The sequence below is a fragment of the Jatrophihabitans cynanchi genome, from assembly GCF_027247405.1.
GTDB lineage: Bacteria > Actinomycetota > Actinomycetes > Mycobacteriales > Jatrophihabitantaceae > Jatrophihabitans_B > Jatrophihabitans_B cynanchi.
This window is the reverse complement of record NZ_CP097463.1, coordinates 638,581-660,773: the sequence shown is the minus strand read 5'-3', so window position 1 is coordinate 660,773 and position 22,193 is coordinate 638,581. Positions and strand designations below refer to the sequence as shown.

At 68.8% G+C, this 22,193-nt stretch carries 18 protein-coding genes and 3 tRNA genes; 14 read left to right on the top strand and 7 right to left on the bottom strand.

Annotation, left to right across the window (positions count from 1 at the left end; genetic code table 11):
* Window positions 1-117 precede the first annotated feature (117 nt).
* Both M6B22_RS03185 and polA read left to right on the top strand, forming a co-directional pair.
* Window positions 118-717 carry a GNAT family N-acetyltransferase gene (locus M6B22_RS03185; RefSeq protein WP_269444329.1) on the top strand — a complete coding sequence of 200 codons (600 nt, stop codon included), beginning with the start codon at window positions 118-120 and terminating at the stop codon, window positions 715-717.
* A gap of 32 nt (window positions 718-749) precedes the next feature.
* Window positions 750-3,452, top strand: a complete 2,703-nt coding sequence (gene polA / locus M6B22_RS03180) for a DNA polymerase I (RefSeq protein WP_269444328.1) — start codon at window positions 750-752, stop codon at window positions 3,450-3,452.
* Window positions 3,453-3,524: 72 nt separating this feature from the next.
* Here polA and M6B22_RS03175 read toward each other — a convergent pair whose 3' ends face one another.
* Together M6B22_RS03175 and M6B22_RS03170 are read right to left on the bottom strand one after the other, a co-directional pair.
* On the bottom strand, window positions 3,525-4,706 hold the full coding sequence (locus M6B22_RS03175; protein ID WP_269444327.1) for a hypothetical protein: 1,182 nt from the start codon (window positions 4,704-4,706) through the stop codon (window positions 3,525-3,527).
* A 396-nt stretch (window positions 4,707-5,102) separates the two neighbouring features.
* On the bottom strand, window positions 5,103-5,264 hold the full coding sequence (locus M6B22_RS03170; protein ID WP_269444326.1) for a hypothetical protein: 162 nt from the start codon (window positions 5,262-5,264) through the stop codon (window positions 5,103-5,105).
* A gap of 67 nt (window positions 5,265-5,331) precedes the next feature.
* Here M6B22_RS03170 and M6B22_RS03165 point away from each other — a divergent pair, with 67 nt between their 5' ends.
* On the top strand, window positions 5,332-5,775 hold the full coding sequence (locus M6B22_RS03165) for a fasciclin domain-containing protein (protein ID WP_269444325.1): 444 nt from the start codon (window positions 5,332-5,334) through the stop codon (window positions 5,773-5,775).
* 10 nt (window positions 5,776-5,785) lie between these two features.
* Window positions 5,786-6,733 carry a DUF3068 domain-containing protein gene (locus M6B22_RS03160; RefSeq protein ID WP_269444324.1) on the top strand — a complete coding sequence of 316 codons (948 nt, stop codon included), beginning with the start codon at window positions 5,786-5,788 and terminating at the stop codon, window positions 6,731-6,733.
* 15 nt (window positions 6,734-6,748) lie between these two features.
* Here the strand turns inward: M6B22_RS03160 and M6B22_RS03155 are convergent, their stop codons facing one another.
* Entirely contained in the window at window positions 6,749-7,549 is an 801-nt protein-coding gene (locus tag M6B22_RS03155) for a class I SAM-dependent methyltransferase (protein WP_269445804.1), read from the bottom strand.
* A gap of 223 nt (window positions 7,550-7,772) precedes the next feature.
* On the opposite strand from M6B22_RS03155, the gene rpsA reads away from it, so the two are divergent.
* The 5 genes from rpsA to M6B22_RS03130 all read left to right on the top strand — a co-directional run bounded on the left by rpsA (window position 7,773) and on the right by M6B22_RS03130 (window position 10,546).
* The gene (rpsA, locus tag M6B22_RS03150; RefSeq protein ID WP_269444323.1) at window positions 7,773-9,224 is read left to right on the top strand and encodes a 30S ribosomal protein S1; all 1,452 of its coding nucleotides are present in this window, start codon (window positions 7,773-7,775) and stop codon (window positions 9,222-9,224) included.
* Window positions 9,225-9,526: 302 nt separating this feature from the next.
* A complete protein-coding gene (coaE, locus tag M6B22_RS03145) occupies window positions 9,527-10,147 on the top strand; it encodes a dephospho-CoA kinase (RefSeq protein WP_269444322.1) in 621 nt (206 codons plus the stop codon).
* Between the two features lie 81 nt (window positions 10,148-10,228).
* Window positions 10,229-10,301 (top strand) — tRNA-Gly (locus M6B22_RS03140).
* A gap of 67 nt (window positions 10,302-10,368) precedes the next feature.
* Window positions 10,369-10,440 (top strand) — tRNA-Cys (locus M6B22_RS03135).
* 34 nt (window positions 10,441-10,474) lie between these two features.
* Window positions 10,475-10,546, top strand: a tRNA-Val gene (locus M6B22_RS03130).
* Between the two features lie 606 nt (window positions 10,547-11,152).
* On the opposite strand, the gene M6B22_RS03125 is transcribed toward M6B22_RS03130, so the two are convergent.
* Both M6B22_RS03125 and M6B22_RS03120 read right to left on the bottom strand, forming a co-directional pair.
* Window positions 11,153-15,292, bottom strand: coding sequence for a beta-galactosidase (locus tag M6B22_RS03125; RefSeq protein WP_269444321.1), 4,140 nt, complete (start codon window positions 15,290-15,292; stop codon window positions 11,153-11,155).
* A 15-nt stretch (window positions 15,293-15,307) separates the two neighbouring features.
* A complete protein-coding gene (locus M6B22_RS03120) occupies window positions 15,308-17,434 on the bottom strand; it encodes an NPCBM/NEW2 domain-containing protein (protein ID WP_269444320.1) in 2,127 nt (708 codons plus the stop codon).
* Window positions 17,435-17,581: 147 nt separating this feature from the next.
* Between M6B22_RS03120 and M6B22_RS03115 the strand changes: the two genes are divergently transcribed.
* From M6B22_RS03115 to M6B22_RS03105, 3 genes are all read left to right on the top strand, one after another.
* On the top strand, window positions 17,582-17,749 hold the full coding sequence (locus M6B22_RS03115) for a hypothetical protein (RefSeq protein ID WP_269444319.1): 168 nt from the start codon (window positions 17,582-17,584) through the stop codon (window positions 17,747-17,749).
* A gap of 96 nt (window positions 17,750-17,845) precedes the next feature.
* On the top strand, window positions 17,846-18,037 hold the full coding sequence (locus M6B22_RS03110; RefSeq protein WP_269444318.1) for a hypothetical protein: 192 nt from the start codon (window positions 17,846-17,848) through the stop codon (window positions 18,035-18,037).
* 140 nt (window positions 18,038-18,177) lie between these two features.
* Complete coding sequence (locus M6B22_RS03105) at window positions 18,178-19,614, top strand: MFS transporter (protein ID WP_269444317.1); 1,437 nt, start codon at window positions 18,178-18,180, stop codon at window positions 19,612-19,614.
* 66 nt (window positions 19,615-19,680) lie between these two features.
* On the opposite strand, the gene M6B22_RS03100 is transcribed toward M6B22_RS03105, so the two are convergent.
* A complete protein-coding gene (locus tag M6B22_RS03100) occupies window positions 19,681-20,304 on the bottom strand; it encodes a sulfocyanin-like copper-binding protein (protein WP_269444316.1) in 624 nt (207 codons plus the stop codon).
* The gene (locus tag M6B22_RS03095) at window positions 20,301-20,579 is read right to left on the bottom strand and encodes an SHOCT domain-containing protein (protein WP_269444315.1); all 279 of its coding nucleotides are present in this window, start codon (window positions 20,577-20,579) and stop codon (window positions 20,301-20,303) included. Before M6B22_RS03095 ends, M6B22_RS03100 begins: the two co-directional genes overlap by 4 nt.
* A 513-nt stretch (window positions 20,580-21,092) precedes the next feature.
* On the opposite strand from M6B22_RS03095, the gene M6B22_RS03090 reads away from it, so the two are divergent.
* Both M6B22_RS03090 and M6B22_RS03085 read left to right on the top strand, forming a co-directional pair.
* Window positions 21,093-21,251, top strand: coding sequence for a hypothetical protein (locus M6B22_RS03090; RefSeq protein WP_269444314.1), 159 nt, complete (start codon window positions 21,093-21,095; stop codon window positions 21,249-21,251).
* The gene (locus tag M6B22_RS03085) at window positions 21,248-22,159 is read left to right on the top strand and encodes a helix-turn-helix domain-containing protein (protein WP_269444313.1); all 912 of its coding nucleotides are present in this window, start codon (window positions 21,248-21,250) and stop codon (window positions 22,157-22,159) included. Before M6B22_RS03090 ends, M6B22_RS03085 begins: the two co-directional genes overlap by 4 nt.
* Window positions 22,160-22,193: the final 34 nt, after the last annotated feature.

Sequence of the window (22,193 nt, the reverse complement as noted above, 5' to 3'; positions counted from 1 at the left end):
GCTCGCGCACAGGTTGCTGCCACCCGAGTGCCCCGTCGTTCCCGCCGGCCAGGCCCGGTTCTAGGGTGTGGAGGGTTTGCGAGAGCGATCTCGCCCGAGTCGCATGGAGGCGCCGCCGTGTCACGTGTGAATGTCAGGGTCCGGCCCGCAGATGTCCTGGACGTTCCGGCGCTCGTCGACCTGATCCACTCCACCGATGTGACCTCCGGGCAGTTCAGCGGCCGCGCGCTGCTCGATGACAGCACCGAACACCTGACCCGTCGGCTGAACGAGATCCTGGCCGACGGGACGCGCAACCTGACCCTCGCCATCGACGACCCGACGGGCGAGATCGTCGGGCTGCTGGTGACCCGTCCCGACGACGTCGGCGCGATCGACCTCACGCCGGTGCTGCACATCACCCACCTGATCGTGGCGCCCGACCAGCGCCGCCGCGGCGTCGGCCGTGCGCTGCTCGCCGCCGCCGTCCACCTTGCCGACGAGCGCGGCGTCGAGCGGGTGCTCGCCACCGCCGCCGCCGGCTCGCGGGAGGGCAACCGCTACCTGGCCCGCCTCGGGTTCGCCCCGCTGGTGGTGCACCGGGTGGCGTCCACCAGCGTGCTGCGCCGCGCGCTCGGCCTGGCCGACGCGCCCGAGCGGATGGCCGTGCTGCGCCGGGCGCGGCTGCTGCGGGCCCAGCGCACCAGCATCGCCGCCCGTTCCGCCCGCCGCGCCTGAGGCTCGTCGTAGCGCGCTCCTAGACTGCGGTCGTGACAGTCGCGAGCTCCGAACGTCCCACGCTGCTGCTGCTCGACGGGCACTCCCTGGCGTACCGCGCGTTCTACGCGCTGCGCGAGGTGGAGATGTCCACGACCACCGGGCAGCCGACCAACGCGGTGTTCGGGTTCACCTCGATGCTGATCAACCTGCTGCGCGACGAGAACCCGACGCACATCGCAGTGGCCTTCGACGTCTCGCGCAAGACGTTCCGCAGTGACGCCTACGCCGAGTACAAGGCGGGTAGGTCAGCGACGCCGGACGACTTCAAGGGTCAGGTCACGCTGATCCGCGAAGTTCTCGACGCGCTGCGGATCTGCTCGTTGGCGGTGGACAACTTCGAGGCCGACGACGTGATCGCCACGCTCACCACGCAGGCCGTCGCGCAGCAGATGCGGGTGCTGATCTGTACCGGCGACCGCGACGCCCTGCAACTGGTGAACGACGACGTCACCGTGCTCTACCCGCGCCGCGGCGTCAGCGATCTCACCCGGTTCACGCCGGAGGCAGTGCAGGAGAAGTACGGCCTGACGCCCGCGCAGTACCCCGACTTCGCCGCGCTCCGTGGCGACCCGAGCGACAACCTGCCCGGCATCCCCGGGGTGGGCGAGAAGACCGCAGCCAAGTGGGTGCGCGAGTTCGGCACCTTCGACGCGCTCGTCGCGGGCGTGGACACCGTCAAGGGCAAGGTCGGTGACGCGCTGCGGGACAACCTCGCCAGCGTGATCCGCAACCGCCGGCTCACCGAGCTCGTGCGCACGGTCGAGCTCGAGGTGGGGGTCGACGACCTGGCGCGGCAGCAGTGGGACCGCGACGAGGTGCACAAGCTGTTCGACGACCTGCAGTTCACCGTGCTGCGCGACCGGCTCTTCGCCACGGTCGCCGCGCCGGAGCCGGAGGCGGAGCAGGGGTTCGACGTCGCGGTCACCCGGCTCGGTGTCGACGAGGTGGCGCAGTGGCTGGACGAGCACGTGCGCAGCGGGGCACGTGCGGGGCTGGCCTTCCGCGGCCAGTGGGGGCGCGGCACCGGCGTCCTGACCGGCATCGCGCTGGCCGCGACGGACGGCGCAGCTGCCTTCCTCGACCCGGCCGCGCTGACGCCGGCCGACGAGAGCGCGTTGGCCGGGTGGCTGGCCGACCCGGCGGCCACCAAGGCGGTGCACGACCTCAAGGGCCCGCTGCTGGCGCTTCGGCAGCACAACTGGACCATCGACGGCGTCACGTCCGACACCCAGCTCGCCGGCTACCTGCTGCGGCCGGACCAGCGCTCGTACGACCTGGCCGACCTCGCCCTGCGCTACCTGCGCCGCGAACTGCGCAACAACGACGCTGCGACCGAGTCCGGCCAGCTGACCCTGGACGGCGGAGTCGAGGAGTCGGACGAGGCTCTCGCTCAGGTCGAGACTCTGCGCGCCGCTGCCGTCCGGGACCTCGCGGACGCGTTCGACCGCGATCTGGATCGCGACGGCGCGGTCGGCCTGCTGCGTGAACTGGAGTTGCCGCTCACCTACGTGCTCGCCGACATGGAGGCGACCGGGATCGCCGTCGACACCGACGCGCTGCTCGCGCTGCAGGCCGAACTCGCGGCAGGCGTCAAGGACGTGGAGCAGGACGCGCACCGGGTCGCCGGGCGCGAGTTCAACCTCGGCTCGCCCAAGCAGCTGCAGGAGATCCTGTTCGACCAGTTCGCGCTGCCCAAGACCAAGCGGATCAAGACCGGCTACACCACTGACGCCGACTCGCTCGCGGACCTGTACGTCAAGACCGAGCACCCGATCCTGGAGCTGTTGCTGCGCCACCGCGAGGTCGCCCGGCTCAAGACCGTCGTCGACGGGCTGCTTCCGCTGGTCGACGACCAGGGCCGAATCCACACCACGTTCAACCAGACCGTCGCGGCGACCGGCCGGCTCTCGTCCACCGACCCGAACCTGCAGAACATCCCGGTGCGCACCGCCGAGGGCCGGCGCATCCGCGAGGCGTTCACCGTCGGCGCCGGCTTCGAGTCGTTGATGACCGCCGACTACAGCCAGATCGAGATGCGGATCATGGCGCACCTGTCGCGAGACGCCGGGCTGATCGAGGCGTTCCAGTCCGGCGAGGACCTGCACACGTTCGTGGCCTCCCGCGCGTTCGACCTGCCTGCCGACCAGATCGACAGCGAGCTGCGCCGCCGGGTCAAGGCGATGTCGTACGGGCTGGCGTACGGGCTGTCGGCGTTCGGGCTGTCCAAGCAACTGAAGATCACGCCCGAGGAGGCGCGCGGGCAGATGGACGCGTACTTCACCCGCTTCGGCGGCGTGCGCGACTACCTGCACTCGGTGGTGGAGGACGCCAGGCAGACCGGCTACACGGCGACCATCCTGGGCAGGCGGCGCTACCTGGACAAGCTGAACAGCGAGAACCGGAACCTGCGCGAGATGGCCGAGCGGGCCGCGCTGAACGCTCCGATCCAGGGCAGCGCAGCCGACATCATCAAGATCGCGATGCTCGGCGTGCACCGCGGGTTGGCAAATGCGGGGCTGCGTTCTCGACTGCTGCTGCAGGTGCACGACGAACTGGTGCTCGAGATCGCGCCGGGGGAGCGTGAACAGGTCGAAGACCTCGTGCGCGCCCAGATGGGCGGCGCGTACCAGCTGGACGTGCCGATGGACGTCTCGGTCGGCATCGGCCGCACCTGGCACGAAGCGGCGCATTGACCCAATCCGCGCTCGCTGTACTCGCGTCTGGCGGCCTCTTCGCGCGCAGCGCGATGAAGTGGACTCGGCAACTCAGATGGTCGACACTTCGGCCTCGGCGGCGAATCGATGGGCCGGAGCTGGCCGTCGCAGGCTCAGCCAGAGCGCCACGGCGGCGGCCCCCGCTGCGATTGCGGCCAGCGTGGTCACGAGCTGGCCGGGTTCGGATACATGGCCGATGCCCAGCACGATCGCGAGGTCGATGACAATCGTCCCCCAGAGCAGCGCTACCCGGCCGGTCCGCCGTTGCGCAAGGCCGGCGAGGATCGCTAGTTGCACAAGTGACAAGAGCGATCCCAGCAGCGCGAACAGCCAGATCACGCCGTCCAACTGGTGGTACTTGCTGCCACCCACGACACCCACGACCACGTGGCCCAGCGCGGCGGATCCGAGAACGACAGCGCTGCCCAGCGTGAGCACGACCGCGACTGCGCTGCGCGCAGTGCGGTGGTGACGCGTTGTCTCGGACAGCGAGGCAAACATCAGCGAGATTGCGGACTGCGGCAACCAGAGGGCGCCGCGCGTGATCACTGAGCCGAGCGCATAGGCCCCTGCCTCCGAGCTGCTGAGAATGTGTCGGGCGAGCAGCACGTCCATGCTGGTCAGCAGCAGAAACGCCCCAAGTGCATGCCCGGCGTGCAGAGTCTCGGCGAACATGCCGCTCGGAGCTCGCCGACGCAACGCGATCCGGTGCCTGGCAGAACCGCGGCCGCCGCCCGCCGCTATGAACGCCGCAATCGCAGTGCCAGCGAGAATTCCGGTGAGCGTCGCGTCCGGACTGTGCCCGGCGAAGAGCCCGACCAAGCCACCGGCCGACCGGCCACCGGTAGCCGCGAGGGTGAGGGCAGCGAGCGAGCCGAAGCGGCGCTGGCCCTGAGCGACCCCCATCGCGGTGCCCAGAACCGCGTTCGCCGGCACGGTTGCCGCGACGAGCGCGATCCCAAGGACGGATGACAGGTGCAAGAAAGCTCCGAGTGCCGGGCTAGATGTGAGCAGCGCCGCTGCGGTGACAGCGGCAATCACGGCTGTCCCGCGCACCAGCCCATCGGCCCCTGTCTCGGTCGCGACTCGCCTGGCGCTGACGGTTTGTAGCGCGAGCAATGGAACGGTGGATACCAGCAGCAGCCCGAGGAGCGAGGACAATTCTCCATACTCGGGCGTGGACAGCGTGCGAGCTGCGACGAGCAACAGTGCATAGCTGAGCGCATTCGCCATGACGAACGCCGCCGGCACCGACGCCGCAGACAGCGCCGGCGAGCGTGCCGCGGCAATCCGCACGCCGCACCGTCCTTCCCGGCCCCGACCTGGCGCCGCAGCGACGAGCCTAGAGGCGCTGCGCCGGTGCGGGTCCGTTCTGTTGAGGAGCACGGGCAGCAACTGGCAACGAGGGCAGCTGAGCAGCAGACGAGCTGCGTGGAGTATTCAATCTCCCCGACAGCGGGTGAAACCGCGGCTTTGGCACCAGATATGTCAGGTGATCCTGTTATCGGCGGGTTACCGGCGAGTAGACATGCGCTACGCTTTGTGCCTGATTACACCTCCCGCCACCGCCGATCGAACCTCATCACGGTGCCTGGGAGCGTCGCGGGCGGGCGGCCGCCGCCCGTTTCCTCAACGAAGGGTGCTCTTGATGCTCCGCCGCTCGCTCGCCATCACGGTTACTGGCTTGGCGCTCGCCGCCGGCATAACCGCGTGCAGCAGTTCGAAGAATGACAACGGTGGCTCGACCAGCACCACGCCTGTGAGCCAGCCGTCCAGCGCGGCGTCATCCACGCCCACGCCGACTTCGAGCAGCGCGACGGCGTCGACGCTGTTCGGCCCAGGGTGCGCTTCGCTCGGTATGAGCGATGCCGCCCTCGCTCCGGCAGGTGCGGTGCCGGTCGGTACCGTCGCGGCCAACGTGCCGTTCCTGTCCAGTGTGGTTACTGCCGCCAATGCCGCCGGATTGACTGCGACCCTCAATGCTGCCCCGGCGCTTACCGTGTTCGCGCCTGTCGACGATGCCTTCAAGAAGGAGCCCGCCGCGCAGGTGCAGGCGCTGCTTACAGATCCGAAGATGAAGCCGGTTCTCGTGGCTACCCTCCGATACCACGTGTTGGAGGGCAAGGTCGCGAAGGATGCCTTGGTTGGCAAGCACAAGACGATGCAGGGCACTGACATCACGATCACCGGTAGCGGTGACGACTATGTGGTGAACGGCAAAGCGAAGATCATCTGCGGTGGAATCCAGACCAAGAACGCCACGGTTTACCTGATCGACACTGTTCTGCACCCGGCCAGCTGACGGCCGCGAGATGGCGAAGCGGTCGACGCTCGTCATGGCGGCGGCGGGCATCGTGCTCGTCGCAGCCGGTGCGATCGCCAAGTGGGTGGTTGCGCCGGCCCTTGTCAAGGCGCCCTTGGACATCACGTCGACGACGGTCGCCGAGGGAAACAGCAAGGTGTTCGTCATCGCCGCGCAGGCTGTGCAAGAGGTGCATGTGATAGCTACTCGCGTTGTCACCGGTGACAAGCACGCCGGCACTGGTGATGTGGCGGTGTACGACGAAACGCTCTGTCTCGTTGCCGAGGGCACCAAGGTCGATTCGGCAGGCTGCGCATCCGCAGCCGATCCAGGATTCATCGAGAAGACCACGGACCGCGTCGCCTTCGACAGGGTTGACGCCACTGCTGTGGCGGATCAGAAGTACAAGGCGAACGTGAATGGCGATGCTGCCGTCAAGCACACGGGTTTGGACTACACGTTCCCGATCGACACAGCGAAACGGACCTACTCGCTGTTCGACACGATCGCCGGAAAGGCATTCCCGGCGAAGTACGAGGGCAGTCAGACGCTGCACGGACTGACCGTCTACCGGTTCGTGCAGCAGATCCCGGACACGCCGATCAAGATCCAGTCATTGATTCCCGGGATCTACAGCGGCACGACGACGGTATGGGTCGAGCCGACCACCGGCGTGATCGTGAAGGGTGCCCAGCACATCGTCCAGAAGTTTGCCTCCGACGAGTCGGTCGTCTTCGACGGGACACTGACGTTCAACGACAAGACCGTGCGCGAGCAGGCCGACTTCGCCGACGACCAGCTGACCAAGATTCACCTTATTCGCAACTGGGTTCCGCTCGCCTTGGCGATGATCGGCATCCTGCTGCTCGCAACCGCGTGGTTCGCCGCGCGACGTCGGCGGCCCTCGGAGGTTGTGCCGACTGAACCACTCGCGAGCCCGGACGCCGAGCAGGGGTAGCGCCGGGGCGGAACGTCAGTTCAGGTCGCTGACGTAGATCGCGGTGCCGGGCAGGATCGCGCCGCGCAGCGGCGACCACTGCCCCCAGACCTCGCTGTGCCCCGCCGGCCACTGCGGCTCCACGATGTCGACCAACCGGAAGCCGGCGTCGGCGAGCTCGCGGACCCGGTCGCTGAGGGTGCGGTGATGCTCGACGTAGCTGGCCTCGCCGCTCTCGGCGTACTCGACGTACGGCGTGCGGTCCCAGTACGGGATCGTGGCGGTCAGCCCGTCCGGCCCCGGATCGTCCGGGAAGCACCAGCGCAGCGGATGGGTGGTGGCGAACACCCAGCGACCCCCAGGGCGCAGCACCCGGGCGACCTCCCGCATGACCCGGGCCGAGTCCTCGACGAACGGGACGGCGCCGAACGCGGTGAACACGATGTCGAACCGGGCGTCCGGGAACGGCAGGTACTGGGCGTCGGCCTGCACGAGCGGCACGTGCACGCCCGTGCGTTCGTTCGCGGCGCGGGCGTGCCGCAGCATTCCGGCCGACACGTCGGACGCCAGCACCTCGGCGCCCTGACCGGTCAGCCATCGCGAGCACATCGCCGCGCCGCAGCCGACCTCGAGCACCTGCCGGCCGCGGACCTCGCCGAGCAGCCGGGCGTCCTGCTCGCGCAGCGCCTCGGGGGACCAGACGAAGTCGGCGTCGCCGAGGAATGCGCCGTGCTCGGCGTGGTAGGCGTCCGCGTCGGCGTCCCACCAGCTCCGGTTGGCCCGCACCGTGCTGGGGGCGTCCTGCGCGCGCCGCGTCACGCCGGCGACCGGCGGCATCTGGTCCACGTCAGCGATCCTGCCAGCCGGCTGTCGCGCGCCACCGCGGCACCCGCTTGCAGGCCCCGGATTTCCGGCCACCCGGGGGTCCAGAGTAGGCTCAAGCCTGCGGACAGGTCTGTGGCCTCGACAGGGAGTAGGCCGCTCGTCGAATCCCATCCGGTATTCCTCGATCCGGACGTGCCCGCACCCGCACGAGAAACTGTCAGGACCTACCTACTCAATGACGTCCACCACCGCAGCACCGACCATCCCGCAGGTCGCGATCAACGACATCGGCTCGGCCGATGACTTCCTCGCCGCGATCGACTCCACGATCAAGTACTTCAACGATGGCGACATCGTCGAGGGCACCATCGTCAAGGTCGACCGGGACGAAGTCCTCCTCGACATCGGGTACAAGACCGAAGGTGTCATCCCCTCCCGCGAGCTCTCCATCAAGCACGACGTCGACCCCAACGAGGTCGTCTCCGTCGGCGATGAGATCGAAGCTCTCGTGCTCCAGAAGGAGGACAAGGAGGGTCGCCTGATCCTGTCCAAGAAGCGCGCTCAGTACGAGCGGGCCTGGGGCACGATCGAGGAGAAGAAGGAGAACGACGAGGTCGTCGAGGGAACGGTCATCGAGGTCGTCAAGGGCGGCCTGATCATCGACATCGGGCTGCGCGGCTTCCTGCCGGCCTCGCTCGTCGAGATGCGCCGGGTGCGCGACCTGCAGCCGTACGTCGGCAAGACGCTCGAGGCCAAGATCATCGAGCTGGACAAGAACCGCAACAACGTCGTGCTGTCGCGCCGCGCGTGGCTGGAGCAGACCCAGTCCGAGGTGCGCAGCGAGTTCCTGAACAAGCTGGCCAAGGGCCAGGTGCGCACCGGTGTGGTGTCCTCGATCGTCAACTTCGGTGCGTTCGTGGACCTCGGCGGCGTCGACGGCCTGGTGCACGTGTCCGAGCTGTCCTGGAAGCACATCGACCACCCGAGCGAGGTCGTCGAGGTCGGCCAGGAGGTCACCGTCGAGGTGCTCGACATCGACCTGGACCGCGAGCGTGTCTCCCTGTCGCTGAAGGCGACCCAGGAGGACCCGTGGCGCCAGTTCGCGCGCACCCACCAGATCGGCCAGGTCGTTCCCGGCAAGGTCACCAAGCTCGTCCCGTTCGGCGCGTTCGTGCGCGTCCAGGACGGCATCGAGGGCCTGGTGCACATCTCCGAGCTGGCCGAGCGCCACGTCGAGATTCCCGAGCAGGTCGTGAACGTGGGCGACGAGCTGCTGGTCAAGGTCATCGACATCGACCTGGACCGGCGCCGCATCTCGCTCTCGCTCAAGCAGGCCAACGAGGGCGTGCTCGCGGACGAGCACTTCGACCCGGCGCAGTACGGCATGGAGGCCCAGTACGACGACAAGGGCAACTACATCTACCCCGAGGGCTTCGACCCGGACACCCAGGAGTGGCTCGAGGGTTACGACGAGCAGCGCGAGGCGTGGGAGAAGCGCTACGCCGCCGCCCGCGAGCGTTTCGAGGCGCACAAGAAGCAGCTCGAGGAGGCGCAGAAGGCCGACGCCGACGCAGCTTCGGAGTCCGGGGAGGCCAGCACGTACTCCTCCGACACCCCGGAGAGCAGCGGCACACTCGCCTCGGACGAGGCGCTCGCCGCGCTGCGCGAGAAGCTCGCCGGCCGGTAGTTCTTCGGCGTCGCACTGACGCCAACGGGCCCGGGACCTTGCGAGGTCCCGGGCCCGTTGCGTCTGCGCCCGCCCCACCCACCGTCGCCCCACCCCCGCTGCCCCACGCCCGCTGCCCCACGCCCGCTGCCCCACGCCCGCTGCCCCCGCCCCGCTGCCCCCGCCCCGCCGCCCCACCCCCGCTGCCCCATCCCGCCGAGTGGCGACCTTGCCCGTCGAGTGGCGGCCCACAGCTCGCCACTGGCAGGGTCAGGTCGCCACTCGGCGGGGGAAGTGCAGCGGGGGCGACTAACCTCTGCCCGGTGAGAGTCGGACTGACCGGGGGAGTGGGCTCGGGCAAGAGCACGGTCGCGCAGTTGCTCGCCGGGCACGGTGCGATCGTCATCGACGCCGACGCGATCGCGCGCGAGGTGGTGGAACCGGGCACGCCCGGGCTGGCCGCCGTCGTCGCCCGGTTCGGCGACCGGGTTCTCGGACCGGGCGGACGCCTCGACCGCGCCGCGCTGGCCGCGATCGTGTTCCACGACGCGGGCGAGCTGGCCGATCTGAACGCGATCGTGCACCCGCTGATCGGGGCACGCACCACCGAGCTCATGGACAGCGCGCCGGCTGACGCGATCCTGGTGCACGACATCCCGCTACTCGTCGAGGGCCGGCTGGCCGGCGGCTTCGACACCGTGGTGGTAGTGGAGGCCGGCCTGCAGACCCGGCTCGACCGGCTCGCCGAGCGCGGCCTCACCCCCGACGACGCGCGCGCCCGGATGGCGAGCCAGGCGAGCGACGAGGAGCGCCGGGCGGTCGCCGACGAGCTGATCAGCAACGACGGGACGATGCAGGCGTTGGAGCGCGAGGTGGCCGAGCTCTGGCAGCGGCTGGTGCGCCGCCGAGACGAGATTGCAAGGGGATCAAGGGGATCAGCGTGAGGGGCGGTTTGGAACGGCCGTGCGCGATCGGATAGAGTCATCGCTCGGTGCACGGCGCGAGAATTCGCCGCCGATGACCGTGCGGACGTAGCGCAGCTGGTAGCGCATCACCTTGCCAAGGTGAGGGTCGCGGGTTCGAATCCCGTCGTCCGCTCGAGGCACCACCTACACGCCGAACCGGCGTGATCGAGGTGGCCCGACAGATCGACGATCCGCACAGTGGCGGCGTGGCCGAGTGGCTTAGGCAAGGGCCTGCAAAGCCCTGTACGCGGGTTCGATTCCCGCCGCCGCCTCGCAGGACAACCATCGGACATCCGGTGTACATACGGGCGATTAGCTCAGTGGGAGAGCACTACCTTGACACGGTAGGGGTCACTGGTTCAATCCCAGTATCGCCCACACCTTCGGAGGTCCCAGTTTCTGGGGCCTCCGTTCATTTTGGTGATCGATTCCGTCGGTGAGGATTTACCTGCCCGGTAATGCACCACTGTTCCGTCCTGCGCGCCGAGTGCCTTGTCCTGTGACGGTTTCGTGCCCCAAAGCCTGGGTCGACTGGCTTTTGCTGTCGGTTGCCGGGCTGGTTATCGCGGCGTGGTGGTGTCGCCCAACTGTGTGACGAATGGACCGCGACGAGTGACGGCCGGACCATCGCGGTAGCCGATCACCGCATCCCGCAGTCACTGGTCGCGGCTGCCGCCGCCCTGGAGATCGGTGTCCACGGATGGGACGTGTTCCAGGCCAGCGGACACCACCGGCCGATCCCACCTGACCTGGCCGCAAGGCTGCTCGCGATCTCGCCCAGTTGCTCCCTGCCGACAACGGTCACCCGCTGTTCGCGCCACCGGTTCGCACTTGCACGACGGACAACGCCGGCGTGCAACTCATCGCGTTCCTCGGACGCTCGCCGGCCGCCGCGCGTCCGACCGGAACGGACACACCACGACCATGACCGGCATCGTGGCAACGAACGTGTCTCGTCATCGGGCGTTCGCGCGCATATCCGCGTTAGCCGGTGCAGTGCACCTGCGCGTCGGCCCAGTCGCCGTGGTCGTTGCCGTTCCCGTCACCGGCGTCGCCCACGATCAGGTCGAGTACCTGCGCCCCGCTGACGTCCACGTCGAGGGGAGTCGCGTCCTGATGTCCCCGGATGGTCGGTGTGGTCAGCAGAGTCTTGCCGTCGGCGACCACCATGAACGTCACCGTCCCGGCGCCGTTCTGCTCATCGTCGACACCGACGTCGGCGGTGAACCGGGTGCAAGCACCTGCGAGATAGACCTCGACGTCGCTGACCGAGTTGGTCCCGAGACCCTTGTGGTAAACCACGCCGTTGATCGTGATCGGGTTCCCGTCGCCGGCAGCCTGCTCGCCGTTGCTGGTGTCCCGCTCGACCGGGCCCCAGCCGTTGGTGGCGGACAGGAACGGCAGGTCGCTGACGTAGTCGTCGCCCGGCAGCGGAGGCGGCGGCACCGAGCGCACGATCCGCTCGCCTGAGTTGCTCGCCGGCCGCGCGGACTGCGTGTAGCTCACGACGGCAGTGATCGCCGACGCTTGCGGCAGGTTGCCGGACGGTGCCCGCACCTGCCAGCTGAACGTCGTGGAGTCACCCGGATGCACGGTGCCGACCGCCGCCGGGATGCCCGGACCGGCCGTCCACCCGTCCGGCACCTGAAGCGCCGCGGTCAGGTCGGTCGTGTTCGGCGCGTCGGACGGGACGGACACAGTCGCATTCGCGGTGAACGTCTGCCCGGCCTGCACCGCGTCGGGCACCTGCAGGTCAACGGTCGTATCCGGCCGTTTCGGCATCGAGTACTTGTGCGGGTCGTAGCGCGGGCTCTCGTTCTGCGCGACCTGCAGCGACGAGGCGAAACTGCCGTAGTTCGTCAGCGAGACCTTGCCCAGCCCGCCCGTGGAGCCGTCGAGGTTCCACACCGCGATCGCGATGCTGTTGGACCCGTTGGGGTTCAGGATCCCGTTGGGCACCGGGAAGCTGTGCTGCGGCCCGCGGTAGTTGACGTAGTTGCCGACCATCCATCCGTTCACCCACAGCATCGCGCGGTACTTGCGGGACGAGTCGTCGCTGATCGTCAATCCGAGGGATGTGTCCTGGCCCTTGGGCAGGTCGAGCGGCACGTCGGCGCGGTACCAGGAGATGCCCGGGCGCGTGTCGGTCGTCGGCAGTGTCACCGTCGACCAGTTGTCGTCCGGGTAGCCGGGCAGCGACCAGCCGGCGCGCTCGCCGTACAGCCCCCCGGTCGACAGCGGCCCGCGGACCGGGTCGATCTCGTTCTCGCCGCCACGCACGCCCTGCAACCGCCACGTGATCGACGTGAGCGGTGCGCCGGTGACCGAGGCGCTACTCAGCCCGCGAGCGGTCTTGTTCGCGTTCGTGGAGTTGTAATCCTCGTCGTGGCCCATGTTCACGGTGAGGACCGAGAGCACGTTGTCGCCGCCGATCTTCAGCGCGCCGGCCGGGAAGGCGAAGTCGGCGCTGCCGGAGGTGGAGCTGCCGAGGAACGCCCCGTTCAGCCACGCCGAAAGTGCCTGTGCGCCCCCGCCGGAGTCCGACACGAGATGGATGCCCTGCTGGCTGCCGTTGCCGCGGAACCGGCCGCGGTACCACGTGTTGCCGGTGTGGAAGCCGTAGTCGTCGGCGTAGAGGACCGGCAGCGTGGTCACACCGCTCGAGCTGTTCGTGGTCATCTGGTCGGCCACCTGCCAGCTCGAGTCGTTGAAACCCGGTTGCGCCTCCGGCGACTCCGCCTGGTGCTTCCACGTCGTCAGTGTGGGCAGCGTGATCGGCGCCGCCGTCCGGATCGTGCCGGTCAGGCTGCCGGTGCTCGTCGGCGACGTGTGCACAGTGTTGCCGTTCCACGTCACTGTCGACGCCGACGTGAACACCTCGATGTTCGGGTCGGTGCCGTTGTCACCGGTGAGCGCGACCGTGCTGGCGTCCGGGCTGCTGGTCGCGGCGCGCAGCAGGTGCGTGCCGCGCACGAGCACCGGGCCCGCCGCGGTGTCCTGTCGCCAGAACGTCTCGGCGGTCGGCTTGTCGGCGAGCAGGAGCAGCAGCGGACGCGAGCCGCCGCCGGAGATCGTGACGCGGGTCAGGCCGTCGTGCTGGTAGTTCAGCCGTAGGTCTCCGGTGGCCGCGTCCCAGGTCGTGGTGACCGCACCACCGCTCGCCTGAACTAGCGGCCGCGACCGGTAGTTCAGGACGCTCTCGCCGTCGCTGCCCTTATCGCCGTAGAGCACCGCGACGTCGCGGTCGCCGATCGTCGCGTTCGTCATGATCTCCGACGTCGAGTACTGCAACTGCGAGCCGCCGAGCCTGTAGTTGGCGACGATGACATGCGAGTCGCGCCCGTTGAGCAGGATCGCGGTGCCCGGCTGCTGCGGCACCACCGGATAGGTGGGGTTGGTGGCCGCGGCTCCGGTCGGCACGTCGATGGCGTCGATGGAGACGAAGTTGTCCGTCGACCCGGACGCGTGCGTGCCGTCCACTACGATCTTCAGCGTGTGCTGGCCGTCCGTGAGACCGGCCTTCGAGAAGAGGACGGCCTGGCTCTGGCTGCCGGAGCAGTCGACGGTGGTCTGCTTCACACCGTCGAGGTAGACGTCCGCGAAGCCGTGGTTGTTCGTCTGCGAACCGATCCAGCGGATGGCCGTTCCGGTGAACGGGACGGTCAGCGAGTCACCCGCCTGGTTGGAGAACGACTCGCTGTTCTTGTAGTCGCCGCCGGTGTAGCTCTGGTTCGCGACGTGCGACCACGTTCCGGCGTACTGCAGCGGCGGGATGTCGGCGTCGTCGTAGGTGTAGCTGGCGTTTCCGGCCGGCTGGGCGTTGAAGTCGATCGAGATGTGAGTGGTGTCGACCGAGGTGGACGTCGAGTTGCTGTGGCGCAGGATGTGGAACTGCGTCTTGGTGCCCGGGTTCATCCGTGCGGTGTCGACGATCGCGGAGTTGTCGGGCGGGGTGACGTTGATCCGGTCGGTCTCGGTCAGTGGCGCGACCGACTGCGTCAGATAGCCGATCAGTTTGTCCTCGTAGTACTTCGGGTCGAGCTGGCGGGTCTCGCGGATCGCCGCGCCGTAGTCGTAGGACGTGTAGTTCTGCGGCTCGCCGAGCCAGCCCCAGTTCGTCCCGCCGTAGGTCATGTAGAAGCTCTGCGCGGTGGCGCCGACCGCGATGTTCTGCTTGTAGAACACGTTGGCGAACTGGTCGTTGATGAGCTGGGCGCACTTGTCATAGCCCGGTCCGCCCCACGGATCGAACGCGCCGCCCTGGAACTCGGGCGTGTACAGCGGCCGTCCCTCCGGGTGGTCGTAGCTGATGTTCGGCACGCCTCGCCACTGTGTCGGGTTGGAGCAGTTGAAGCCTTGCGGGTAGGCGTCCGGGCCGTCGATGTCGAGCATGCCGACGCCGGAGTTGAACGTGCCGTTGTTGTTGCCGGTCAGCGGGACGGTGATGCCGTCGGCGCGCGCCTTGTCCTCGAGGTGCTGCATGTACGTGCGGCCGGCGTCCGAGCCGTCGTAGTACTCGTTCTCGATCTGGTAGGCGATCACCGGGCCGGTGCCAGTGGTGAGCTGGTGCCGGGCCAGGATGCGGTCGATCTGCGTCATCCACTCGTCGGAGTACTTCAGGAAGTTCGGGTCGGCACTGCGGTTGTTCTCCTTCTTGGTGGTCAGCCATCCGGGCAGGCCGCCGCTGTCGACCTCGGCGTTGATGTACGGTGCCGGCCGGGCGATCACATAGATTCCGGCCTGCTGCGCCTCGTCGAGCAGCTTGTCGAGATCGCGGACGCCGGTGAAGTCGTAGATGCCCGGTGCCGGCGAGTGGTAGTCCCAGTCGAAGTACAGCGAGACCGCGTTGAAACCGGCCGCCTTCATCTTCTGGAAGATGTCGAGCCACAGATCGGGGCTGGGCAGCCGGAAGTAGTGAAACTCTCCCGACCAGAGGTAGACCCGCTTGCCGTCGATCTTGAACGAGTAGCTGTCGTAGGTGACCGTGTGGGCGGTCTGCGAGGCCGCGTCGGCCGCCGGTGCGGCCGATCGGTGGTGTGCCGGACCGGGTGCCGCCGCGGCGGCGGTGGCACCGGCCAATACGGTGACTGCCGCGGCCGCGGCAGCGATGACCTTACCGATCATGGAAGTCCCTTTCGATCAGTTGCAGCTGATCTGGGCGCCGGCCCAGTCGGAGTGGTCGTAGCTGTTGCCGTCGCCGCCGTCGGTGAGCACCATGCGCAGGAACTGCGCACCGCCGAGATCACCGGTCAGGTGTACTGCGCCCTCCGTCCCGGTGCGCACGCCACTGTCGGCGACCTTCGTGCCGTCCGCCCACACCTGGAAGTCGACCGACCCGCGGTCGCCGACCTCGTCGTCGATGCCGACGTCGCTGTTGAAGGCGGAGCACTGCCCACCGACATAGACGTCGATTTCGCCGGGTGCGTGCGCGCCGACCCCCTTCGCGTACGTGACTCCGTTGATCGTGATCGTGTTCCCGTCGTCTGGTCCGGTCTCGCCGTTGCTGCGGTCGCGCTCCGGCGGCCCCCAGCCGTTGGTCTGGCTGGTCCACGGCACGTCGCTGACGTACGCGGCGCCGGACGGCGGCGGGTTCGGCACCAGTACCTCCGCGGTGCCGGTGGTGCTGCCTGGCCGCAGTTGCGTCCCGTCGTTCCACTCGAATGTGGCCGAGGCGGTCAGCGTGTAGGAGCCCTGCGGAGTGCCGGCCGGCGGCGTGACCCTCCAAGACGTCGCGAACGAGTCGTTCGTCGTCACCGACGAGTCACCCGCCGGCCCAGCTGCGTCCACTGTCCAGCCGTCTGGCGCCTGCAGCTGGACGGCGACGTTCTCGGCCGGCACGCGGCCGGTGTTGGTGAAGGTGGTGGTGACGGTGTTCGCGGCGCCGGGCCGCGTCACCGCCGGACCGCCGGGATAGGCCGACGGCGTCGACACCGAGACGCTGGTCGCGGGCGCGAAGGTGTCCCAGTTTCTGTCGGCGGAGACGCGGTACATCGCGGTCGCGTGCGGCGCGACGTTCGCACTGATCTGTCCGGCAGACTCGGTTGTCCTCTTCGACCACAGGTCCGTCATCGTGTAGGCGCCGTGCGACTTGCCGAGGCCGGCCTGCGCCGCGGTGGTCGACATGGTGGCGGCGGAGTCGCCCTCGTTGAACATCGCGACCGCGACGTCGCCGTTTGCGAGCGCCTTGGCGAACGTGAGGTGCGTGCCGTCATTGCTGATCACGCGGCCCTGCGCGCCGAGCGGGTCCTGGTCGACGGCGATGACGTCCTTGTTCAGGTAGATCGCCATGGTGGCCGGCGTGGCCTTGCGCAGGTCGGTGCCGACCAGCAGCGGAGCGGCCATCTCGGCCCACAGCGAGAAATGCGAGCGGTACTCGGTGTCGGTCATGCCGCCGTTGCCGATCTCGAGCATGTCCGGGTCGTTCCAGGCACCGGGGTGTGCGTCCGGCCACAGCGGCGCGTTCTGGTTGACGATCGACTTCAGGCTGTTCCAGTTGTCGCTGATGTCGCCCGTGGTGCGCCACAGGTTGCCGACGTCACCGGCCCATGTCCACGGCTGGTTCACCCCCCACTCGCAGATGCTGTAGACGATGGGCCGGCCGGTTGCCGCGAGCGCGTCACGCATCGCGGTGTACCGGTCGATGTACTGCTGCTTGGTAGCACTGCCGTTGTTGTTGCAGTTGTCGTACTTGAGGTAATCCACGCCCCAGTCGGCGAAGCTCTGCGCGTCGGTCTGCTCGTGGCCGAGGCTGCCGGGGTAGCCGGCGCAGGTGGCGGTGCCGGCGTCCTCGTAGATGCCCACCTTGAGTCCGAGCGAGTGCACGTAATCGGCGGTCCCCTTGATGCCGTCCGGGAACTTGATCGGGTCCGGGACGAGACGGCCGTTCGCGTCGCGTTGGTGGGTCATCCAGCAGTCGTCGATATTGACGTACTCGTAACCGGCGGCCTTCATGCCGGAGCTGACGAAGAAGTCCGCCGTCTGTTTGATCAGCGCCTCGCTGACGTTGCAGCCGAACGCGTTCCAGTCGTTGAAGCCCATCGGCGGGGTCCGGGCCAGGCCGTTGTCGAGTGCGGCGGCCGGCGCCTGCGCGACCACCTGCTCGGTGGCCACCGCTGCCGCGGCCATCCCCATGACCACGGCGATCGTGCCGATCCCCGAGACGATCTTCTGCCGCATGCTCATCGGTATCTCCGATCCATCGGGATCACTCAAGTCCGAACAGGTATGCACACGTTCTAGCATCGGTATATGTCTGTGACAAGGCATTGCGGCGAATTGGTGGGTTTGTGGAGGAGGCACTCGCACCGGGTCAGCTGCCAGTTCGCGCAGCTGAGACGCTCGAAAACTGACTGCGGTCGGGCCGGCGGAACGGTTCTGGTGGAAAATGTTGGATTCGGGGATGCGATACCGGCGATGAGACTCACGGTGGAGGCCCGCCGAGCAGCAGGCACGCACCCCTACCCTCAGGAAGACCTGCAAATCTTCGACTCCACGTTCGGGCCGCCCGACCCGCAGTTCGAGCAGATCGCGCCCCAGGGCGTGCCGGCATTCAACATCAAGGACGGCCATCAGGTCGGCTGAGCCGCGGAGCTGACCCTCGACGTCGAGTGGGCGCACGCGGCCGCGCCGGGCGCGAAGATCCTGCTCGCGCTGGCCCGGAGCAACGACGACACGGACGTGTACAACACCAGCAAGTACGCCGTCGACCACAACCTGGGCGACGTCATCTCGCAGGGCTTCGGCGAGGCCGAGACATGTATGCACCCGACCCTGCTCGCCGAGCAGCACGTTCTGTTCGACGAGGCGCAGCAGAAGCCGATCACGGTGTTCGCCTCGTCGGGCGACAGCGGCGCGTCCTCGCGTCGCTGAATGTCGACTTCGGTGTGACGGGCTCCAGATACCCCCCTGGGGTACTTGACCGACGCCGACCACTCGGGTAGACCTGTGTCGTTACGGATACCCGGTAGGGGTATAAGCGGCGGGTGTCGCCCTGAGCTTGGGAGTAGAGGATGTCCAGTCATCCGCGTCGGTGGGCCGCTCTGTCGGTCATCGCGCTCGCGCAGTTCGTCGTCATCATGGACACCTCGATCATCGGGGTCGCGCTGCCTCGGATGCGCGAAGACCTCGGCTTCAGCCCCGACGGGCTGCAGTGGGTGTTCAACGCATTCGTCATCGCCTTCGGCGGCCTGCTGCTGCTCGGCGGCCGGCTGTCAGACCTGCTTGGCGCCCGGCGGGTGTTCAGCGCCGGGTGGGGGATCCTTCTCGCCGGGTCGGTCGTCTCGGCTCTCGCCGGGAGCACAGGCGTCGAGTTGGTCGGCCGCGCCGTCCAGGGCGCCGGGTCGGCACTGATCGCACCCGCGGCCCTCACCTTGCTGATGACCCTGTTCGGCGGTACGGCCGAGTTGCCGAGGGCTCTCGCCTTCTACGGTGCCGCCGCACCGGCCGGCGGGACTGCCGGCGTATTCCTCGGCGGGGTGATCACCGAGTGGCTCTCCTGGCCGTGGATCTTCTGGCTCTACGTGCCCATCGCGTTGGCCGTCCTGCTGGCCGCCCCGTTCGTCATGCCGGCCAACCCCGGCCGGGCCGGCGCGGTGGACGTGGTCGGTGCTGTGACTGTCACCGGTGGTCTTGCACTCGCGGTTCTCGGCGTCGTTCGGGCCCCCTCTGTTGGATGGGGGAGCGCCGAGACCCTCGGCACGCTGGCCGGCGCGGTCGTGCTGTTGAGTACCTTCCTCGTGCTCGAGGCAGGGGTCCGCGCCCCGCTGGTCCGGCTCGGCATCTTCCGCTCACCGATGCTGGGAGCGGCGAATCTGGCGCAGCTTCTGCTCGGGGCCGCGTGGGTGCCTCTCTGGTACTTCCTCAATCTGTACTTGCAGCAGGTGCTCGGTTACGGCGCCTTCGCTTCTGGCTCGGCGCTGTTGCCGATGACCGTTCTGATCATGGTGTTGATGGTCGCGGTAGCGCCGAAGCTGATCACTCATTTCGGCGTGAAGCCGCTCATCGTCGGCGGTCTCGTAGCCCTGGCTGCCGGCCTGTTCTGGCTCTCCACCGCGAGCCCGACCGGCACCTTCGCGGTCGACGTCCTGCCTGCCTCGCTGGTCGCGGCCCTGGGCCAGGCGTTGGCGTTCATCCCTTCCCTCGGCACGGCGCTGTCCAGCGCCCCGTCGGAGGACGGCGGCTTGGCTGCCGGCATCGTCAACACCTCGTACCAGATCGGCTCCGCGCTCGGCCTCGCCGCGATGACCGCGGTCGCGGCGACGCATGGCGGCAACCGCGTCGGCGAGGCCTTCGCGCTGACCAACGGATACACGGCCGCCTTCACGGGTGCGGCGGTCATCGCACTCGCTGGTGCAGTTCTGGTCGCGGTCACGCTTCGAACCCCGCGATCCGGCGACCGGGACGCCGAGGACGCCGCTCGCCAGCACCTGACCGACGCGAACGTCTGAAGTCAGGAGAGCCTCCAGTGGGGGAGCTAAGCAAGATCGCCGGCGTGGAGGCGGTGTCGCTCGAGGTCAGGCCACTTCCAGCGTGGTGAACATGCCGGCGGCGTAGTGGCCGGGGAGGTTGCACACCAGCTCATAGCGGCCGGCCGGCAGGTGCAGGCTCATCCAACCGGTCGCGCCGGCGGTGATCCCGTCACCGTGGCCGGCCGCGCAGCTCGCGGACGCCTCGCCGAGGCGGCCGGCCTCGTCCACGGTCCCGCCCGCACCGACGCTGCGAGCACCGGGCTGCTGCCCGGCGGCCAGCGGCAGCACCACCAGCTCGTGGGCGAGGTAGCCCGTGTTGGTCACAGTCAGTGAAACGGTCCCCGCCCGCACCGATGTCGGCGAAGCGAGCACACGCATCATGCCGCGGTAGAAATTGCGCCAGTCGCCCTGGCGCATCATCCCGCCCGAGCCGCCCATCATGCCGCCGCGCGTCGTCATCGACCGCATGTCGACCAGCCGGACCGACACCTTCGCACCGGGCAGTGTCGGTGCCGCGCAGCTCGCGTCTCGCCCGCGATGCTGCGAGCCGAACGCGCCGGAGGCCCCCGCCACCGCCATAGTGGAGCCGGCGGCCAGCAGCACGACGGCCGCAGCGCCGGTGAGCAGGCCGCGCCGGCCCAGCGGCGGCCGCGAGGTCGGGGCACTCATCGGGCGACGAGGGTGGCACGACGAGTGCGGTACTCCTCGTCGCTGATCTCGCCGCGGGCGTATCGCTCGTCCAGGATGTCCTGCGCCCTCGGTCGCGACGGATCGCCGCCCTGCCCATGCATGGTCGCCGCAGGCCCGCCGCGTGATGTCCGATCGGCGGTGTGGCGGACCAGCCAGATGATCCCGGCGACCACAAACCCCCAGAACAACAACATTCCGAAGCCCATCAGCAGCCAGTTGCCTGCGGCCCATCCGCCGCCCCAGTTGTGCATCATTGCGTCACGTCTCCTGCGTCGATATTCGGCCCGCGCACCTGGCCGCCTTCTGCCAGCGTGCGCCTGCCCCGTCCGGGGCGGCAGGGGCTTTGGTCGCAACCCGCCGGACACGCAGTGCGCAGTGCAGCAGCCACTGCCCGGGGTCGTCGACGCGCTGCAAATGGCCACCGCCGGCGGCTACGTTCAGCCGCCCGGGTGGTCTGCGTTGGTCCGGCAAGCCATCGTTTCCGGCGCAGGGTCCGCGTCATCAGCCGATGGCGGGCACTGCTCCGCCGCGAAGTACCGCGCCTGCGGTAGGCCCGGAGCCTGCCGCAAGATGAGGCGCGGACGGCCGGCTGCGCCTTGCGGTGATCGGGTGAACACGGCGGTGCTGGCGCGTCGACGACCTCGCCGGCCGCTGCTCACCCGACGCGCTGCGGTCGACGTGGCGATCGCGGCCGGGGCGGCGGCGCGGGTCGATGCCCTGTCGTTTGCTGCTCGATGATCTGCGTGCCGCAAACGAGTGAGCAACTGGTGGCCGACGCGATGGCCGAGTTGGTGGAGGGCGACGCCGAAATTCGCGGACGGCTCCGCAAGCCGGCCCGATCGGTGCGGAGCGCGGGCGCTCGCCGGGCCGCCGCCGATATCGTCCGGCACACGGTCGTGCACCAAGGCCCGTGGGTCGGCACGTGACCGCGCCGCCGTCCTCCGCGAGACGCGGATCGTACGTAGAACGCTTCCCGATTCCCGCGCTCGCCGGCTCGGTTCGGACGGTGTGGGTGCAGTCCGTCGGTGACGTTCCGTATGTCCAGCGGCACCTGCCCACCGGCGGTGTCGAAGTGCATTGGCCGCTGGGGGGTCGGCCGCACTTGCTCGGTCCGCTGACCGGTCCGCTGGTCGAGTTGATCCCGGCGGGCACTGTCGTCGTCGGGGTCCGGTTCCAGCCCAGTTCGGCGCTGCTGGGCGCAACGTCGCTCGAGGACATAGTCGATCAGCGCGTCGCGGTCGACGATCTCGGGTACCGGTGGGTCGAGCGGCTTGGCGAGGCGATGCTGCTGGCCCCGACGCCGGGACAAGCGCTTCAGCTGTTGCAGCGCTTCTTGCTGCGACACCTGCCCGTGACACGCCGCGATCCGCTGGTGGATGAGGTCGTCCGCCGGCTGATGCCCTGGACTGCCGTTGAGGTTGCGACCGTGGCGGACGAGGTTGGCCTGTCGACCAGCCAACTGCGGCGCCGCTGCCTACAGGCGTTGGGGATTGGCCCGAAGGCGCTACAGCGAACCCTACGGTTCCAGGGCTTCCTCGCTCTCGCGCAGGCCGGTGCAAGGGCGACCGGTCGCCGGGGTGTCGACGGCATGGCGGGGCTCGCGGTCGACGTGGGGTACGCCGACCAGGCGCACCTCAGCCGCGAGGTGCGTCGCCTGACCGGGCTGACCCCGACCGCCTTGCTGGGCGGCGACCTCGACCGGTGCCTGTGCGGCCACGATCACTCGGCCTCCTACGCGCCGTTTCTGGCCGCCCGGCAGCCGAGGGCGAGCAGCAAGCTGCCCGGCGCGAGCGTGCGCGATCCGTTCAAGACCCGCGACGGCGCGCGTTCCTAGTCTGCCGAGGTGACCCCATCCCTGCGACCCGTGC

What these genes read in the sequence shown, in the direction of transcription:
- M6B22_RS03100 (WP_269444316.1), bottom strand. Translation starts at nt 20,304, where the DNA reads ATGAGTGCCCCGACCTCGCGGCCGCCGCTGGGCCGGCGCGGCCTGCTC.
- M6B22_RS03125 (WP_269444321.1), bottom strand. Translation starts at nt 15,292, where the DNA reads ATGATCGGTAAGGTCATCGCTGCCGCGGCCGCGGCAGTCACCGTATTG.
- M6B22_RS03105 (WP_269444317.1), top strand. Translation starts at nt 18,178, where the DNA reads ATGTCCAGTCATCCGCGTCGGTGGGCCGCTCTGTCGGTCATCGCGCTC.
- M6B22_RS03095 (WP_269444315.1), bottom strand. Translation starts at nt 20,579, where the DNA reads ATGATGCACAACTGGGGCGGCGGATGGGCCGCAGGCAACTGGCTGCTG.
- M6B22_RS03165 (WP_269444325.1), top strand. Translation starts at nt 5,332, where the DNA reads ATGAGCGATGCCGCCCTCGCTCCGGCAGGTGCGGTGCCGGTCGGTACC.
- M6B22_RS03115 (WP_269444319.1), top strand. Translation starts at nt 17,582, where the DNA reads ATGAGACTCACGGTGGAGGCCCGCCGAGCAGCAGGCACGCACCCCTAC.
- M6B22_RS03160 (WP_269444324.1), top strand. Translation starts at nt 5,786, where the DNA reads ATGGCGAAGCGGTCGACGCTCGTCATGGCGGCGGCGGGCATCGTGCTC.
- M6B22_RS03175 (WP_269444327.1), bottom strand. Translation starts at nt 4,706, where the DNA reads ATGGCGAATGCGCTCAGCTATGCACTGTTGCTCGTCGCAGCTCGCACG.
- rpsA (WP_269444323.1), top strand. Translation starts at nt 7,773, where the DNA reads ATGACGTCCACCACCGCAGCACCGACCATCCCGCAGGTCGCGATCAAC.
- M6B22_RS03120 (WP_269444320.1), bottom strand. Translation starts at nt 17,434, where the DNA reads ATGCCTTGTCACAGACATATACCGATGCTAGAACGTGTGCATACCTGT.
- M6B22_RS03155 (WP_269445804.1), bottom strand. Translation starts at nt 7,549, where the DNA reads ATGCCGCCGGTCGCCGGCGTGACGCGGCGCGCGCAGGACGCCCCCAGC.